Source organism: Arthrobacter sp. D5-1 (assembly GCF_017357425.1).
In the GTDB taxonomy this organism is placed as follows: Bacteria; Actinomycetota; Actinomycetes; order Actinomycetales; family Micrococcaceae; genus Arthrobacter.
The window spans coordinates 2,318,482-2,332,462 of record NZ_CP014571.1 but is presented as its reverse complement, the minus strand read 5'-3'; the positions used below and the strand labels follow the sequence as shown (position 1 = coordinate 2,332,462).

The 13,981-nt window shown below is 63.5% G+C and carries 16 protein-coding genes; 8 read left to right on the top strand and 8 right to left on the bottom strand.

The features are described from left to right. Positions 1–5: 5 nt before the first annotated feature. The 4 genes from AYX22_RS10595 to AYX22_RS24055 are packed head-to-tail and all read right to left on the bottom strand — an operon-like array spanning position 6 to position 3,003. Entirely contained in the window at positions 6–767 is a 762-nt protein-coding gene (locus tag AYX22_RS10595) for an SDR family oxidoreductase (protein WP_242703598.1), read from the bottom strand. A gap of 26 nt (positions 768–793) precedes the next feature. After that, on the bottom strand, positions 794–1,762 hold the full coding sequence (locus tag AYX22_RS10590) for a LysR family transcriptional regulator (protein WP_207597373.1): 969 nt from the start codon (positions 1,760–1,762) through the stop codon (positions 794–796). Positions 1,763–1,791: 29 nt separating this feature from the next. Further along, positions 1,792–2,325 (bottom strand): MFS transporter, encoded by a 534-nt coding sequence (locus AYX22_RS24060; RefSeq protein ID WP_242703597.1) that lies wholly within the window; start codon positions 2,323–2,325, stop codon positions 1,792–1,794. A gap of 18 nt (positions 2,326–2,343) precedes the next feature. After that, positions 2,344–3,003, bottom strand: a complete 660-nt coding sequence (locus AYX22_RS24055) for an MFS transporter (RefSeq protein WP_242703596.1) — start codon at positions 3,001–3,003, stop codon at positions 2,344–2,346. Positions 3,004–3,273: 270 nt separating this feature from the next. Between AYX22_RS24055 and AYX22_RS10580 the strand changes: the two genes are divergently transcribed. The 7 genes from AYX22_RS10580 to AYX22_RS10550 all read left to right on the top strand — a co-directional run bounded on the left by AYX22_RS10580 (position 3,274) and on the right by AYX22_RS10550 (position 9,804). After that, entirely contained in the window at positions 3,274–4,293 is a 1,020-nt protein-coding gene (locus AYX22_RS10580) for a VOC family protein (RefSeq protein WP_207597372.1), read from the top strand. Beyond that, positions 4,293–5,234, top strand: a complete 942-nt coding sequence (locus tag AYX22_RS10575) for a fumarylacetoacetate hydrolase family protein (protein ID WP_207597371.1) — start codon at positions 4,293–4,295, stop codon at positions 5,232–5,234. The genes AYX22_RS10580 and AYX22_RS10575 overlap by 1 nt, the downstream gene beginning before the upstream one ends. After that, entirely contained in the window at positions 5,231–6,238 is a 1,008-nt protein-coding gene (locus AYX22_RS10570; RefSeq protein ID WP_207597370.1) for a cyclase family protein, read from the top strand. The genes AYX22_RS10575 and AYX22_RS10570 overlap by 4 nt, the downstream gene beginning before the upstream one ends. Before the next feature lie 65 nt (positions 6,239–6,303). Further along, the gene (locus AYX22_RS10565) at positions 6,304–7,428 is read left to right on the top strand and encodes an FAD-dependent monooxygenase (protein ID WP_207597369.1); all 1,125 of its coding nucleotides are present in this window, start codon (positions 6,304–6,306) and stop codon (positions 7,426–7,428) included. Then, complete coding sequence (locus tag AYX22_RS10560; protein WP_207597368.1) at positions 7,425–8,501, top strand: amidohydrolase family protein; 1,077 nt, start codon at positions 7,425–7,427, stop codon at positions 8,499–8,501. Before AYX22_RS10565 ends, AYX22_RS10560 begins: the two co-directional genes overlap by 4 nt. A gap of 10 nt (positions 8,502–8,511) precedes the next feature. Further along, on the top strand, positions 8,512–9,525 hold the full coding sequence (locus AYX22_RS10555; protein ID WP_207597367.1) for a fumarylacetoacetate hydrolase family protein: 1,014 nt from the start codon (positions 8,512–8,514) through the stop codon (positions 9,523–9,525). 18 nt (positions 9,526–9,543) lie between these two features. Then, positions 9,544–9,804: a hypothetical protein gene (locus AYX22_RS10550; protein WP_207597366.1), complete on the top strand. Its 261-nt coding sequence runs from the start codon at positions 9,544–9,546 to the stop codon at positions 9,802–9,804. A 1-nt stretch (position 9,805) separates the two neighbouring features. On the opposite strand, the gene AYX22_RS10545 is transcribed toward AYX22_RS10550, so the two are convergent. Together AYX22_RS10545 and AYX22_RS10540 are read right to left on the bottom strand one after the other, a co-directional pair. Then, the gene (locus AYX22_RS10545; RefSeq protein ID WP_207597365.1) at positions 9,806–10,162 is read right to left on the bottom strand and encodes a TraR/DksA C4-type zinc finger protein; all 357 of its coding nucleotides are present in this window, start codon (positions 10,160–10,162) and stop codon (positions 9,806–9,808) included. Positions 10,163–10,168: 6 nt separating this feature from the next. Next, the gene (locus AYX22_RS10540; protein ID WP_207597364.1) at positions 10,169–10,651 is read right to left on the bottom strand and encodes a pyridoxamine 5'-phosphate oxidase family protein; all 483 of its coding nucleotides are present in this window, start codon (positions 10,649–10,651) and stop codon (positions 10,169–10,171) included. Between the two features lie 232 nt (positions 10,652–10,883). On the opposite strand from AYX22_RS10540, the gene AYX22_RS10535 reads away from it, so the two are divergent. Beyond that, positions 10,884–11,312: a hypothetical protein gene (locus AYX22_RS10535; RefSeq protein ID WP_242703595.1), complete on the top strand. Its 429-nt coding sequence runs from the start codon at positions 10,884–10,886 to the stop codon at positions 11,310–11,312. A gap of 61 nt (positions 11,313–11,373) precedes the next feature. Here the strand turns inward: AYX22_RS10535 and AYX22_RS10530 are convergent, their stop codons facing one another. Both AYX22_RS10530 and AYX22_RS10525 read right to left on the bottom strand, forming a co-directional pair. Beyond that, on the bottom strand, positions 11,374–11,769 hold the full coding sequence (locus AYX22_RS10530) for a hypothetical protein (protein WP_089594989.1): 396 nt from the start codon (positions 11,767–11,769) through the stop codon (positions 11,374–11,376). Between the two features lie 54 nt (positions 11,770–11,823). Next, a complete protein-coding gene (locus tag AYX22_RS10525) occupies positions 11,824–13,974 on the bottom strand; it encodes an iron ABC transporter permease (protein WP_207597363.1) in 2,151 nt (716 codons plus the stop codon). Positions 13,975–13,981 lie beyond the last annotated feature (7 nt).

Genomic DNA, 13,981 nt, shown 5'->3' with positions numbered 1-13,981 from the left:
ATCGGTCAACGCACCGCATCTGAGATTGATTTCGCTCCGCCGTGGCTGCTCTGTCCGCCGTCAACCGGCAGGTCCACTCCCGTGACAAAAGCGGCCATTGGGCTCAGGAGGAAAAGCACGACGGCCGCAACTTCCTCGGGAGTCCCGGTTCTCCCCAGCGGCGTCTCGGCGATGCTGGCTTCCCTGAAAGCCGGGTTGGCTCCGGACGTCATGGGCGTCTCGATAAATCCAGGATGAACCGAGTTAACCCGGATGCCCTGCGGCCCGAGTTCCGTGGCGGCGGCGATGGTAAGCCCCCGCAGCGCCCATTTACTGGCGGTGTAAGCAACAGGGTAATGCCCGCTGAGTGCCGCCACTGATCCAACATTGACGATGGAAGCCCCGGGCTTCATCAACGGAACGCAGGCCTGCATTCCCAGCAGAGCCCCAGTAACGTTCACCTCCGATACGGCGGCGAGATCGGCCGGTGTTGCCTCGAGCAGGCGGCCGCGTCGGGTGATGCCGGCGTTGTTGACCAAGCCGTCCACCCGGCCGTATTCGTCGTGGAGGAGCTTCGCCAAGTGCGCCCACCCACTCGGCTCGGTGACATCGAGTTGGCGGTAGACAATGCGGTCCGGGTGTGAAGCGGCTACGGCCTTCAGGGCTGCGGATGGCTCCGCGGTCAGATCTGCCGCGAGCACGGTCGCCCCGGTAGTGGCCAGCAGCAGGGTTTCGGCCAGGCCTTGGCCACCGTTGGCGCCTGTAATCACCACCATGGCGTCTGTCATATCAAGCATCCTGTTCGTCCACAGCATCATCCGTCCGCCCCAACGGGATACGTTGCTGCGACGGGTATGGGATGTGCCGTCACCGGGAAAAGAGCGTGCAGTTGGGAACAGGCCCGCTGAACCACTGACCTCAGCCAGGCGTTGGCTGGATCTTCGGTCTGTGATGGATGCCAATACATTGCCTCGACCAATGAGGCCTCCAAGTCTCCGGTGAACTCCAGAACCTCGATCCTTGCCCCGCGTTGGGCCCTGGACGCCAGCATCCTCGGCACCAAGGCCACCAAGTCCGTACCCTCCACCAGGAGGGGCAGGGACAGGAAGCCTGCCACTGTCGCTGCCACCCGCCGTCGAACCCCCCGGGACTCAAAAAGTTTGTCAGCCGGGGTGCTGATCCCCTCGCCAAAGTACCCCACCGCGTGCGGGACGCCAATAAGATCCGTCAACGTCATGGCCGGCATCCGGAGCAAAGGATTCGCGGCATCGACCACTGCTACAAAACTGTCACGGAACAGCTGCTTGGAGTCGCCTTGCATCTTGTAACCAGTGGGCCCCACCAACAGGTCCATCTTGGAGTATTCGGCCATGGTGCCCTCAAGTCCGGAGGTCGGAACGAAGTCCACCACCACGCGTGGTGCTTCCTGCTGCAGGATGCCCCGCAGCGGCCCCACAATGAGGGCAGCTGCATAATCGGAAGCCGCAATGACGAACTCGCGTTCGCTTGTGGTGGCATCGAATCCGGACCGGACACGCGTGGCCCGCTGGACATGAAGCATGGCTTCATCCACCAGCGGGACCAACGACTGCGCAAAGGGTGTGAGATCGTACGTGCGGCCGTGACGCACCAGGAGTTCGTCGTCGAAATGCCGCCTGAGCCTGGCCATGGCTGCACTGGTTGCAGGCTGGCTGAGTTGGAGCCGCTCGGCCGCCCGGGAAACGTTCCGCAGTTCCAACAGCACCTGCAATTGGGGCAACAGGTTGAGGTCCAGGTTCTTCATCCTCCTAGGTTATCCAGCCACGGTCTTCATCAGTGGCTGACAGGTACCAGCCGCGGCCCACGAATCAGCACAGCCAGCAACGCCAGCGCGCAGGCCAGGCCCAGCGCCCCGAGCGCAAGGCCCAGGTTGCCCAGAGCAGCGGCTGTCGCGCCCAGGACTATAGGCGTCAGGAACTGGCCGATGAACAAGGTTCCGGTCCAGATACCGGTGCCCCGGCCGCGCTGGGAGAAGTCCAGCCCGTTGACCGCCCACGTCAGCAGCGTCGGCAACAAAACACCCGTGCCCGCACTGGCGATCACTGCCCCAAGGACAGCCACCGGAACGCTGCCCGCCACGGAAACAACGCAGAGCCCGACGGCGGCGAGGCCGAAAGCGCCTGCCAACAGTTTTCGGGTGCCCAGTTTGGCCAGGAAACGGAAGGAGATTGCCCCTGCTGCCGTTGCAAGCGAAGCGATCGCAGCCGCACCACCAATGAGGGCGGCATCCTGGACGCCCAAACTTGTGATGACGTAGGGCAGGTGGACTATCAACGCGTAGAACACCATGCCGCCAAACAGTGTCACAGCAGCAGGTACACCGATCTAACGCCAGGGCACCGGCTGTTTCGCTGCCAGGCCCGTGGCTTGGCTCTTGGCTGGTTCCCAGAGCTTGAAGATCATGGGGACCGCCAGGACGGCGCTGACTGCGTACAGCCAGAAGGGCGTCCGCCAGCTGATACTGCCCAAGGCGCCACCCAGCGCAAAGAATGCCGTCGCAGCAAGTGCGCTCACCATGGTTTGGAGGCCCAGGTATTTGTTCCGTTGCTGCCCCGCATAGTAGTCGGTGATCAGGGTTGTGCAGCACGTCATGATGGCTGCCTCTGCAATACCTACGCCGATCCTTGATGCGGCAATGGACTCAAGGGTGTCCAGCCATAGCGGTGCCGTGCCAAAAAGTGCGTAGGCCAGCATGGCGTAGATCAACAACTGCTGACGGCCCATCCTGTCAGCGACGTAACCCGCCAAGGGCGAAAACAATGCCACGAACAACGCTGGAAGCGTCAGGACCAGCGGCACAAGAATTGCGACACCCGCCGTGTCCGCGAAAACCTGGTTCAGGGTGGGCAGGACAGGTGCCAGCAAAACGGCGCCCAGGACCGGCATACAGCTTCCGGCCACAAGAAGTGCAGCTTGCGCCTTGCCCGCTTCCCGGGTGGAGACCGGACGGCGCGACTCGAGCGCAGTGGGATCAATGATGCTCATGGGTGTTCCTTCGCCATTGAAGAGTCCCTGGTACCGGCAGGGTCGCCGAGGGGATTTCCATCACTGTGACAAGCCTCAATCCATCGGAGAATAGCTGTTTGGGTATAGCTGGTATTCATACGGCTGATAGCCGCACCGACTCCAACTATTTGTTTGACGGATAGCTCCTATCAGATACTTACTCTTCTCCGGATACGTGATGTGGCTCATGGTGGTTACAGGACCCTGCAGAGAACTGTCCGAGCCATCAGTACATAGAAGGAATTCATCGTGGAAACTCCCCTCTCCCATCTTGCCCACCTCGAGATCACCGCTCCGGACGTCGACGCCTCGGCACGGTTCTACGAGGAGAAGTTCGGCATGCGCATCATCGACCGCGTGGAGGGCAATGTCTACCTTCGCTGCTGGGGCGATTACTACCGCTACAGCCTGGTCATCACTGAAGGCCCCGAGGCATCCCTGGGCCGGATGGCGTGGCGCACCAACTCCCGGGCCGCACTCGAAGCCGCCGCAGCCCGTGTTGAAGCAACCGGCGTGCAGGGCACGTGGACTGCGGGTGGTCACGGCTTTGGCAAGGCCTATGAGTTCACCGGTCCCTACGGCCACCACATGCGCCTGTTTTACGACGTAGAGAAGTTCGTTGCAGAGCCCGGCTTCGAATCCACCTACCCGGACCGTCCCGAGCGCCGCAGCAGCCACGCAGCCGCTCCACGCTTCCTGGACCACGTCACGGTGGCTGCCTCCGACGTCCGGGGGTTCGCCCAGTGGTACAACGAAGCGCTGGGGTTCCGCGTCATGGCCTTCGTGGACCTGGATGAAGCACCCATCACGGTCTTCTCAGTCCTGACCACCAACGAGAAGTCCCACGACCTCGGAGTGGTCCTGGACACCTCCCAGCGCGCCGGGCGCGTCAACCACATCGCCTTCTGGGTGGACGCCACCGAAGACCTGCTCCGCACTGCAGACGTCATGATGGAACACGGCACCCCCATGGAATACGGACCCTCCATCCACGGCGTGGGCGAGCAGAACTTCCTGTACTTCCGCGACCCCTCAGGTCTCCGCGTCGAGCTCAACTCCGGCGGATACCGCAACTACGTCCCGGACTGGGACGCCAACACCTGGAAGCCTTCTGAAGGATCCAACAACTTCTACAAGAACGGCGCCATGCCGCACTCCATGACCGAATCCTTCCCGCCGGCCGAAGGCTTCACCGCAACGGAAGAAGGTGCTTCCGCTGAAATGAAGGAAGCACTCCTGAACCCCTACGCAAAGCAGGGCCGCGGCTAATGACGCAGCCAAACTACGCACTGATCCGCTTTCAGGAGCCCGGAGAGAGCAAACCCAAAGTCGGTCTTGTGGTGGGAGAACGTGTCCTCCCCCTGGACGGCGACATCAACTCGCTCATCCAGCACTGGGACACCACCGAAAGCGAACTGGACGCCTTGGCTGCCTCAGCGGGCGACGAAACAGGCCTGGCGTTGTCCGGCGTTGATGTCCTTGCTCCCGTGGAACCCATGCAAGTGCTGCAAACAGGGGCCAACTACCGCAAGCACGTGATCGACCTCGCTGTAGCCCACCGCGAAGCCGGCCAGGATGCCGAGGAGGTTCGCACCAAGACCGCCGCCATGATGGATCAGCGCGCCGGTCAGGGCACACCGTACTTCTTCATCGGGCTTCCGACGGCGATCGCGTCGGCCACAGATGATCTCACCCTGCCGTCCTACAGCAAGTCCCACGACTGGGAGCTGGAACTGGCAGCAGTCATCGGCAGGACCGCGTTCCGCGTCACTCCCGAGGAAGCCCTGGACTACGTGTACGGCTACACCATGGTCAATGACATCACCACCCGCGAGTACGTCTTCCGCAAGGACATGCCCGCCATCGGTTCGGACTGGTACCGCGCCAAGAACGCACCGGGGTTCCTGCCCACCGGTCCCCTGCTGGTACCGGCCAAGTTTTTCGGTGACCCGCAGGACGTCCAGGTCACATTGAAGCTCAACGGCAAAGCCATGCAGGACGAGTCCACCCAGGACATGATCTTCGGCGTTGCCAAACTCGTGAGCGAAGCCTCCCAAACGATGCCGCTGAAGCCAGGCGACCTGGTGCTGACAGGCAGCCCTGCCGGTAATGGCCAGCACTGGGGACGGCTCCTGCAGAACGGGGACGTCATGGAAGGCACCATCACCGGGCTGGGCACCCAGCTCATCCACTGCAAGGACGAACAGTGACCACCGATGCCGTGAACGTTTCCCTGATCCAGCGGAAAGATCCGCTGGCCAGTATCGCCGCCGCGGCCAGGCAGTTCAACAACTGGGGCCGCTGGGGCGAAGGCGACGTGCTCGGCACCCTGAACTTCATTGATGCGGCCAAGCGCGTGGAGGCCGCTGCGTTGGTCACCACCGGCGAGGCCTTTTCCCTGTCCCAGCCCTTCGACACCAACGGCCCCCAGAAGGGGTGGCGTCGCCGGACCAATCCCGTGCACACAATGACGGACACCGGTGTGGATGCCGAGCGGGGCAACCAAGGGTTCCCCCACGGCTTCGGGGGCGCCGATGACGTCATTGCCATGCCTTTGCAGTGCTCCACGCAATGGGATGGGCTGGGCCATATTTTTGATCGCGGCAAGGCTTGGAACGGGCGTGCAGCCGGAGATGTGGTCACCTCCGAGGGCGACCTCGTCACCGGGATCGAAACCGCCGCGGCGAAGATCGTCACCCGCGGCGTGCTGCTGGACGTCGGCCGCGCACTCGGCGCGGAGCTGGGGCGCACCGATGGTGAACTGCCCGACGGTTTCGCGATCACCCCCGAACACCTGGAACGCACCATTGAACGTCAGGGTCCCAGCTCCCCTGTTCGCCGGGGCGACATCGTGGTGATCCGAACGGGTCAGTACACACGGGTCCGGCGCGACGGGTGGGGCGATTACGCCGGCGGGTCCGCACCGGGCCTGTCCTTCAGCACCGCGGAATGGCTGCATACCTCGGAAATTGCCGGTATCGCCACAGATACCTGGGGCTTCGAGGTCCGGCCCAATGAGTTTGAAGGCGCGTTCCAGCCCTTGCACCAGATCGCCATTCCCAACCTTGGTTTGTTCCTCGGGGAAATGTGGGATCCTGACGCACTGGCTCACGCGTGCGCCGCCGACGGCAGGTATGACTTCATGCTCACTGCGGCCCCACTCCCCATCACCGGGGCTGTGGGCTCGCCGGTCAATCCCATCGCGGTCCGCTGACACCCCGTCCACCACCGCAGGCAGCACACCAGGCAGCAACGCCGTCGACACAAAGGAGTCTTCAGATGGCAGCAGTAAAGAGGGTCGGAATCGTCGGAGCGGGAGCCGCGGGGCTTACTGCCGCCATCCTCCTGGCCGATGCAGGTATCGAGGTGGAGGTCCTGGAGAAGGCCGCGGAACCGCAAACCCTGGGCTCAGGGATAACGCTCCAAGGCAACGCCCTGCGAATCCTCCGCAACCTGGGAGTCTGGGATCAGGTGCAAGCACAAGGGTACGCTTTCAGCACCCTTGGCCTGCGCGCCCCCGACCCCGCCGGCACAGTCATCGCAGTCCTGGAGGACATCCGGACCGGTGGCGACGATCTTCCGGCAACGCTCGGAATGTACCGGCCGGACTTGACCGCCATCCTCCGGGACCGGGCCCAACAAGCAGGCGCCCGCATCAGCTATGGCAAAACCGTCACCGACATAGCTGACGACGGCGGCACCGTCACGGTCCGCACGGCCGATGGTTCCAGTGCCTCCTATGATCTCCTCATAGGCGCTGACGGGCTCCATTCCGCAGTCCGCACAGCGATCGGCATCGACGTCGAGCCCAAACCCACCGGCATGGGCATTTGGCGCGCCTTCGTCGAACGGCCCGAAGACGTAGTCCGGACCGATCTCACCTACGGTGGCCCATGCTTCATTGCCGGCTATTGCCCCACCGGACCGGACACCATTTACGCCTACCTCGTGGAAAAGGCGCAGGAACGCAGGCACGAAGACGGCCCACAGGTCATGGCAGAACTTGCTGCGGCCTACGGTGGCCCGTGGAACGAAATCAGGGACAACCTGGACCACAGCGCCCGCATCAATTACACGTGGTTCACCTCGCACTTGGTGGAAGGCCCGTGGAATCGCGGGAGCACCGTCATCATCGGGGACGCCGCCCACAGCTGCCCCCCGACGGTCGCCCAAGGGGCCGCCATGGCCTTGGAGGATGCGGCAGTGCTTGCGGAACTCCTGATCTCCGCCGACCACCTCACCGAGACCTTATGGAAAGAGTTCACGGATCGACGCTTGGAGCGGGCGACAGCCGTGGTACAGGCATCGGTCCAGTTGGGGCAGTGGATGCTGGACGGCGTCCGGGACGCCGATGTGCCCGGACTGATGAATTCCCTGTCAACCATGCTGAAGGAACCTGCATGAACACCCTTGCCACAGACCACCAATCCGTCATCGATGTCCACGCGCACGTCCTCATTCCGGCACTCCAACAAGCAGTGGCGGAAGGTGACCCGGAGGGATTCGCGGCCCTCCAGGCCCTGGAAGCCCTGAGAAACGGTCCTGAATCCATGGCCACCTCAGGCGCCATGATCAAGGAGCGGTGGCAACAGCTCACTGACCTCACCCGACGCCTGAAAGACATGGACGCCCAAGGCGTGGATGTCCAACTCGTCTCCCCGTCACCCTCGCACTTCTATTACTTTGCCCGTGCGGAGCTCGCACTGGCGTTGGCCAAGCAGGCGAATGCGGCAGTCCGTGAGCTCATCGACAGGGCTCCGGACCGGCTGAACGGACTCGGGCTCGTTCCTTTGCAGCATCCCCATCTCATGGTCGAAGCGCTGGAGCACGCCGTGACGGAATGCGGTTTGGCTGGTGTGGAGATCGGATCATTCGCCGGCACGCCCGAGGCTGCGGAGCGCACCACCGTGGAGCTGTCGGATCCCCGGTTGGAGTCCTTTTGGAGCCGGGCGGAGGAATTGGGTGCCCTGGTCTTCCTGCATCCGTTCGGCTGTTCCCTGGACGAGCGTCTAGACCGGTTTTACCTGGCCAACACCGTGTCCCAGCCGGCCGAGAACGCTGTGGCCCTGTCCCACCTCATCTTCAGCGGGGTCCTGGACCGGTACCCGGACCTGCGGATCCTCGCCGCCCATGGCGGGGGTTACCTTCCCACCACGATCGGCCGTTCGGACCATGCCTGGAAGGTCCGGCCCGAGGCGCGGCAGTGCGCCGAACCGCCGTCGTCCTATCTTCGGCGGATCTTCTTCGATTCGCTGGTCCACCATCCCCGCGAACTCAGGGCGCTCATCGAAGCTGCCGGGCCCACCCAAGTGATGCTCGGCTCTGACTACCCCTTTGACATGGGCTCGGACCACCCTGTTGCGGAGGTTCATGCCGCCGGCCTCTCCGACGCCGATATCACCCGGGTACTTGCCGGCAACGCCGGCCGTCTCGGTATCACCTCCGCGGCAGCCCCCGCCGCCCGCCCCACCGTCTAAGGAAGAAACCATGGTCAAGATTGCCCGCTGGAACTACGACGGCGGTACTCGGGAAGGGTTCGTCGACGACGACAACTGCCTTGCGCTGTCCGAGGGACGCACCGTCCAGCACCTCCTGCAGGCCGGTCTGGAAGAGACTCTGTCCATCGCCGCGGAAACGCGCCGGACCGTACGTCCTGTTGCCTTGCGGGACGTGCAGTTGCTGGCCCCGCTGCTACCGGGCACCATCAGGGATTTTGTTGCCTTCGAGGAGCATGTTGAGGGGGTTCGCAAGAGCATCGACGGTGTGGCAGGCGTAGTGGCCGAATGGTACGAAGCGCCGACGTTCTATTTCACGAATCCTCATACGGTGACCGGCACCGGCGAGGTGATCGGCATTCCTGCGGGTTGCAGCGAGCTGGACTTCGAGACCGAAGTCGCGGCCGTCGTCGGACACGTACCAGGCAGTGAGGGCAGGAACCTGTCCGCCCCGGACGCGCACCGCCACATCTTCGGTTACACCATTCTCAACGATTGGTCGGCGCGTGACCTTCAAAGGCGGGAGATGAAGGTCAGCCTTGGCCCCTGTAAAGGAAAGGACTTCGCCAATACCCTGGGGCCCTGGATCGTGACCGCTGATGAGTTCGAGCACCTGCACGACGAGCAGGGTTTTCTCCCCCTGGCCATGGCGGTGGAGGTCAACGGTGAGGCCATTGGCGGGGACCTCCTGTCCAACATGGGCTGGCCCTTCGCTGAGCTCGTGGCCTATGCCTCCCAGGACTCGGTGGTCCGGCCAGGCGACGTCCTGGGTTCAGGAACCGGCGGCAGCGGCTGCCTGGCCGAACTCTGGGGCCGGAACGGCGCCAGGACTCCCCCGCCTTTGAAGACAGGGGATTCCGTGGGAATGAGGGTGGATGGCATCGGCTCGATTCTCAACACTGTTGGTGAACGGCGCGAAGCCGTCACCCGGGTTCCTGCCCGCAACCGGCCAGGTACCAAAGACGGCGGTGGCCGGAAAGTGCGGGAAACTGTCACTAACCACTAAAGAAAGCGCGGTCCACCTTTGATCTCCCTGCAGCAAGACCCTGAGGGCTTCGTCCGGATGAAGAGACACTTCCCTGGCGGTGCTTCAGTGTCCATACTCTTCACTGACGGAACCCAGGAAGTTTTCACCGGGCAACGGCTCAACGACATCTACGACGAGGCGCTGGCTGCTTATCGCGCCGGCAACAACCTGGACGCGAAAGGGTTCAACCGAGGACCCCGGAAGAAGGTCCAGCAAACCATCGAGTTCATCCCCGTCTCGCCGGGCATGTCCGGGTAGCTCACCGGCGCCGGCTGGAGGCGTGCTCCACGCAGAAGGGCGTCCACGGCCGGGCCTCGAGCCTGGCCTCCGGAATGTCCGCGCCGCACACCTGGCACCTCCCGTAGCTGCCCTCGACAATCCGCTCCAGGGCAGCATTGATCTCCTCCAGGCCTGCGCGGCTTTGCTCCAAGAGGGCTTCAGCCTGCGAAAGCTCAAACGCGATGGTGCTGCCCTCGGGATCATGTTCGTCATCCACATTGGAGTCCTGCCGTGCGAGGCTCACCGAGGTGATGTCGCTGCGCAGTGCTTCCACCAGCTTCATTTTTCGGTCCCGTTCCTCCGTAAGGAGGACCTTGAACCGCTCTGCGTCATCCACGGTGGTTCAGAGTTCCACTGTTCCGCTCTCGCCGACGCTGAACCGGGAGTTGGTGACCTTGGACTTGACCCACTGAAGTACCGTAGCGGCTGTTCCACCCGGACTGGTCCAGTATTCAGCCGAGTCCGAATCGACGTGCAGCAGGCACACTTCCGGAGTATCCGGTCCATCCGGGTACCAGGCTTCCACCACTTGGTTCCACAGTTCGCGGATTTTCCGGCGATCCGTAACAACTTCAGCCGTACCCGCTACTGAAACCCACTCCGTGTTCTTGCCGAAGGACACGTTCACCCGGGCATCCTGCCGGACATGCGCGACCTGCGAGGTGTCCAGTCCCGTAAAGAACCACATGTCGCCGTCGTCCTTGACGTCTTGTACGGCGAGCGGACGGCTGACCAGCGCGCCGTCTTCGTTGATGGTGGTCAGCATTCCGATCCTGGAGTCGTTGATGATGTCCGTGACCTTCTTGATGTCCTGCTCTTCAGTCATGCCTCGCCTCGCTCTTTTCCGTGCCGGGGACTTTCCCCAAACGGCCAGCCTAATAGTAAGACTACTGATTTACTAGGCGGCCAAGGAATGTCGGTAAAGGCCGGAAATGCACAGCACCCGGCCTGCCGGGAATCATGGCGGCCTGTTGTCCGTTCTCCTTGATGATGACGGCCGACGGCGGTCAGGCATGCCTGTCCGGGGCACGCAAACGACGGGAAGTTTGGGGACTGCCATGACGTTGGACGAAACACTTGCCCACCTGCGGGCCGCGCACCTCATGGTCCGCGACGCCCAGGAGTGGGACGGTCTCACTACGGCGCTGCGTTCAGCCTATGAGGCCAACGACGAGGACCTTATCGAACAACTAAGGCCGCCGTACCTCCAGTCGTGGCGGACAGTGACGGGCAATGTCCTCCGGGACACTTTCGATTCTGCTGGCATCTCGGTGGCGGATCCCCACCATCCTTGGGGAATTGCCACCTTGACCGCGAACGGATTCAGTGCAGAACCGCTGCTGTGCCTTGTTGATGAAGCTCGCGCCGACGCAACGGAAACTGCCACTTCGGATACCATCCGGCTGCTCTCCTTTACCGAGGCCTTGAACCACTACGCGGACTGCCTGGTCCCCTTCTTTGACGATCGGGTTGAGCAACCACGGTGAAAATCCTGTCTCCCCAACGATTCCCTTATCCGGTCCGGAGAGTCATTCGAGGGGTTCAGGACTAAAGCACCAGGAGGGCAAATCCGCCCAGCGTGCTCAGGATGCCAACGCCAGTGAGGATCCAACCGACAATCAGCACTGTATGGTCGTGCCGCGGTGGTTCAAGCGAGCATCTCGAAGGATGGCAGACGTCATAATGCACCACTACTGCCCGCGGCTCATAGCCTCCGGCACCAGCCGGGACATCCAGCAGGACTTTGCGTTCCTCGTCTGACTGGTCCACCCAGTGGAGGCCCATGAATCCGCCCGCGGCAAAGCGTTCACCGTCCGCGGTCACCCAAACGCATCGGCGCTTGGCGATGATCCAGGCACTGATCAGCAAGGGCACGCCCGGGACGAACCCCACCCAGGTCATCATTTCCAGAATGGGGCCAAGAACGTCCACTGTACCGGCCATACAGTCGATCCTATGTGGTGGAGGCCAGTGTCCGGGAGGTCTTGGAGCGGGAGGTCAGACGTTTCGGTCCACCCGGGACCGCCACAGCAGATAGACGAAGTACGGCGCTCCCACCAAGGCCGTCATGATTCCCGCGGGGATCTGTGCGGGTGCTATGGCAGTCCTGCCAATCACGTCTGCGAACACCACCGTGCCGGCCCCAATAAGGGCGGCTGCGGGAAGGACGCGGGAATGCCGCGCCCCCACCAGGGTCCGGGCTGCGTGGGGGGCCACCAAACCAACAAATGCGATCACGCCCACCGATGAGACAGCACCCGCTGTCAAGAGCACTGCGACCGACAACAGGAGCAGGCGTGATCCGGACAGCCCGATGCCCAGCACACGGGGAGAATCATCATCTACCGCAATAAGGTCCAGATCCCGCCGCATTCCCGCCAGCACAGGCAGCGAGACCAGCAAAGCAAGGAGGGGAGGCAGGACCGACGCGAAATTACGGCCATACGTGGAGCCGGACAACCACGTCAGCGCCTTGGTCTGGTTGAACGGGTCCGTACTCACCAGGAGGACTGTAATCATCGCGGCCAATCCCGCGGAGACACCAATGCCTATCAATACCAGGCGGTTCTGCTGCAGCCCTCCGCGGAAGGCGAGGCCGAAGACCAGCAGCGCGGACAATGCCGCGCCGCCCAGCGCAGAGCCGGTGATGACCCACGAGCCCGCGGTGGGGACCGTGGTGATGACGATGATTGCCGCCAGTCCGCCGCCACCGGAGACTCCCAGAATCCCAGGCTCGGCCAAGGAGTTCCGGGAGACTGCCTGGATGAGCGCACCGGCAAGAGCCAGGGCAGCTCCGGCAAGAACTGCTGCCAGGACCCGCGGCACGCGGGTACCCAGCACGGCACTGACACGGTTTCCGGACTGGCCCGTGAGCCAATTGACCAGATCACCGAGCAAGAGTTTCGCATCGCCCAGCAACGCGCCCGCCACCAGCAAGCCCGTGAGCAGCACCAGCAGCCCGATCAATACCGTGAGGAAGAACCGGCGTGAACGCAGCCGCGCCAAAGCGTCGCCTGCAACACTCAAGCCGGCGTCGGACATCCGCATGGCCAGTGCCACCAGGAAAACGGCGCCGAAGACCGTAGTGACTGCACCGGTGGGAACTTCGACGCCGGCTTGGGCACCGAAGAGGCCACGGACAAGAACGTCGGCCCCGATGACCACCACTGCACCGGCCACACCGGAGATTGGCAGCAACGCCCGGTGTCGGCCAAGGCCGCGGAGCCGGGAGGCCAGCAGCCGAACAATGGCCGGGGCACAGAGACCCACGAAGCCAATCGGACCGGCGATCGTTATTGCCGCTGCGGACAGGACGACGGCAAGTACGACGGCGCCGACCCGGGCCAGGCGCGGATCCGCACCTGCCAGCCGGGAGGCGTCGTCGCCCAGACCGAGCAAATCCATCCTGCGGGCGAGGAGGAACAAGCCTGCAATGGCCAGAAGAATGACCGGTGTGAACTGGATCAGTTCATCGGTGCGTGACTGGGCAAGGCTGCCCTGCCCCCAGGCGTAGAGACCGGTGGTTTCCTGGCTGAACAACAGCAACAGCGCGCTGGTGGACGAATGCAGGCCGAGGGCCAGCGCCGTGCCGGCCAACACCAAACGGATGGGACCGCCGTTGCCGTTGGCTCCCCCGCCGGACAATGCCAGAACCAGCATCGCCGCAGCCAGACCGCCGATAAAGGCAATACCGCCCGACAGCAGCGCCGGCAGCGTCAGCCCGAAGGCGGCAACTGCCACGATGGCAAAGTGGGCTCCGGCGTTGACCGCCAGCGTGTCCGGGGAAGCAAGAACGTTGCGGGTGGCCGACTGCAGGGCTGCACCGGCCACCCCCAACGCGACGCCGACCAACAGGCCGGCGAAAAGCCGCGGTATGCGCGAGGCGACCAACACTGCGGTGTCCTGGTCAGTTCCGCCACCGGTGACCAGCCCCAGCAACTGCAACGGGCCGACGTCGGCCGTTCCTTGCGTGAGGTGGAGCGCCGACAACAACACCAGGACAACCATCCCGGCCGCAGCCACAAGGACCGGTCCGGCAAGACGCCGGGCTCCTTGCCGGGCGCCGTGTCCGGTGGGCGGTGCGGGGACGGGAGTACCCGCCACGGCCGTGGGTACGGTCATGACGGGCCTCTTCGCAGTGTCGGTCATGAGGTGG

Coding starts and splice junctions, on each gene's coding strand:
- AYX22_RS10540 (WP_207597364.1), bottom strand. CDS start 10,651: ATGACTGAAGAGCAGGACATCAAGAAGGTCACGGACATCATCAACGAC.
- AYX22_RS10555 (WP_207597367.1), top strand. CDS start 8,512: ATGGTCAAGATTGCCCGCTGGAACTACGACGGCGGTACTCGGGAAGGG.
- AYX22_RS10525 (WP_207597363.1), bottom strand. CDS start 13,974: ATGACCGACACTGCGAAGAGGCCCGTCATGACCGTACCCACGGCCGTG.
- AYX22_RS10535 (WP_242703595.1), top strand. CDS start 10,884: ATGACGTTGGACGAAACACTTGCCCACCTGCGGGCCGCGCACCTCATG.
- AYX22_RS10590 (WP_207597373.1), bottom strand. CDS start 1,762: ATGAAGAACCTGGACCTCAACCTGTTGCCCCAATTGCAGGTGCTGTTG.
- AYX22_RS10575 (WP_207597371.1), top strand. CDS start 4,293: ATGACGCAGCCAAACTACGCACTGATCCGCTTTCAGGAGCCCGGAGAG.
- AYX22_RS10595 (WP_242703598.1), bottom strand. CDS start 767: ATGACAGACGCCATGGTGGTGATTACAGGCGCCAACGGTGGCCAAGGC.
- AYX22_RS24055 (WP_242703596.1), bottom strand. CDS start 3,003: ATGAGCATCATTGATCCCACTGCGCTCGAGTCGCGCCGTCCGGTCTCC.
- AYX22_RS10565 (WP_207597369.1), top strand. CDS start 6,304: ATGGCAGCAGTAAAGAGGGTCGGAATCGTCGGAGCGGGAGCCGCGGGG.
- AYX22_RS10560 (WP_207597368.1), top strand. CDS start 7,425: ATGAACACCCTTGCCACAGACCACCAATCCGTCATCGATGTCCACGCG.
- AYX22_RS10530 (WP_089594989.1), bottom strand. CDS start 11,769: ATGGCCGGTACAGTGGACGTTCTTGGCCCCATTCTGGAAATGATGACC.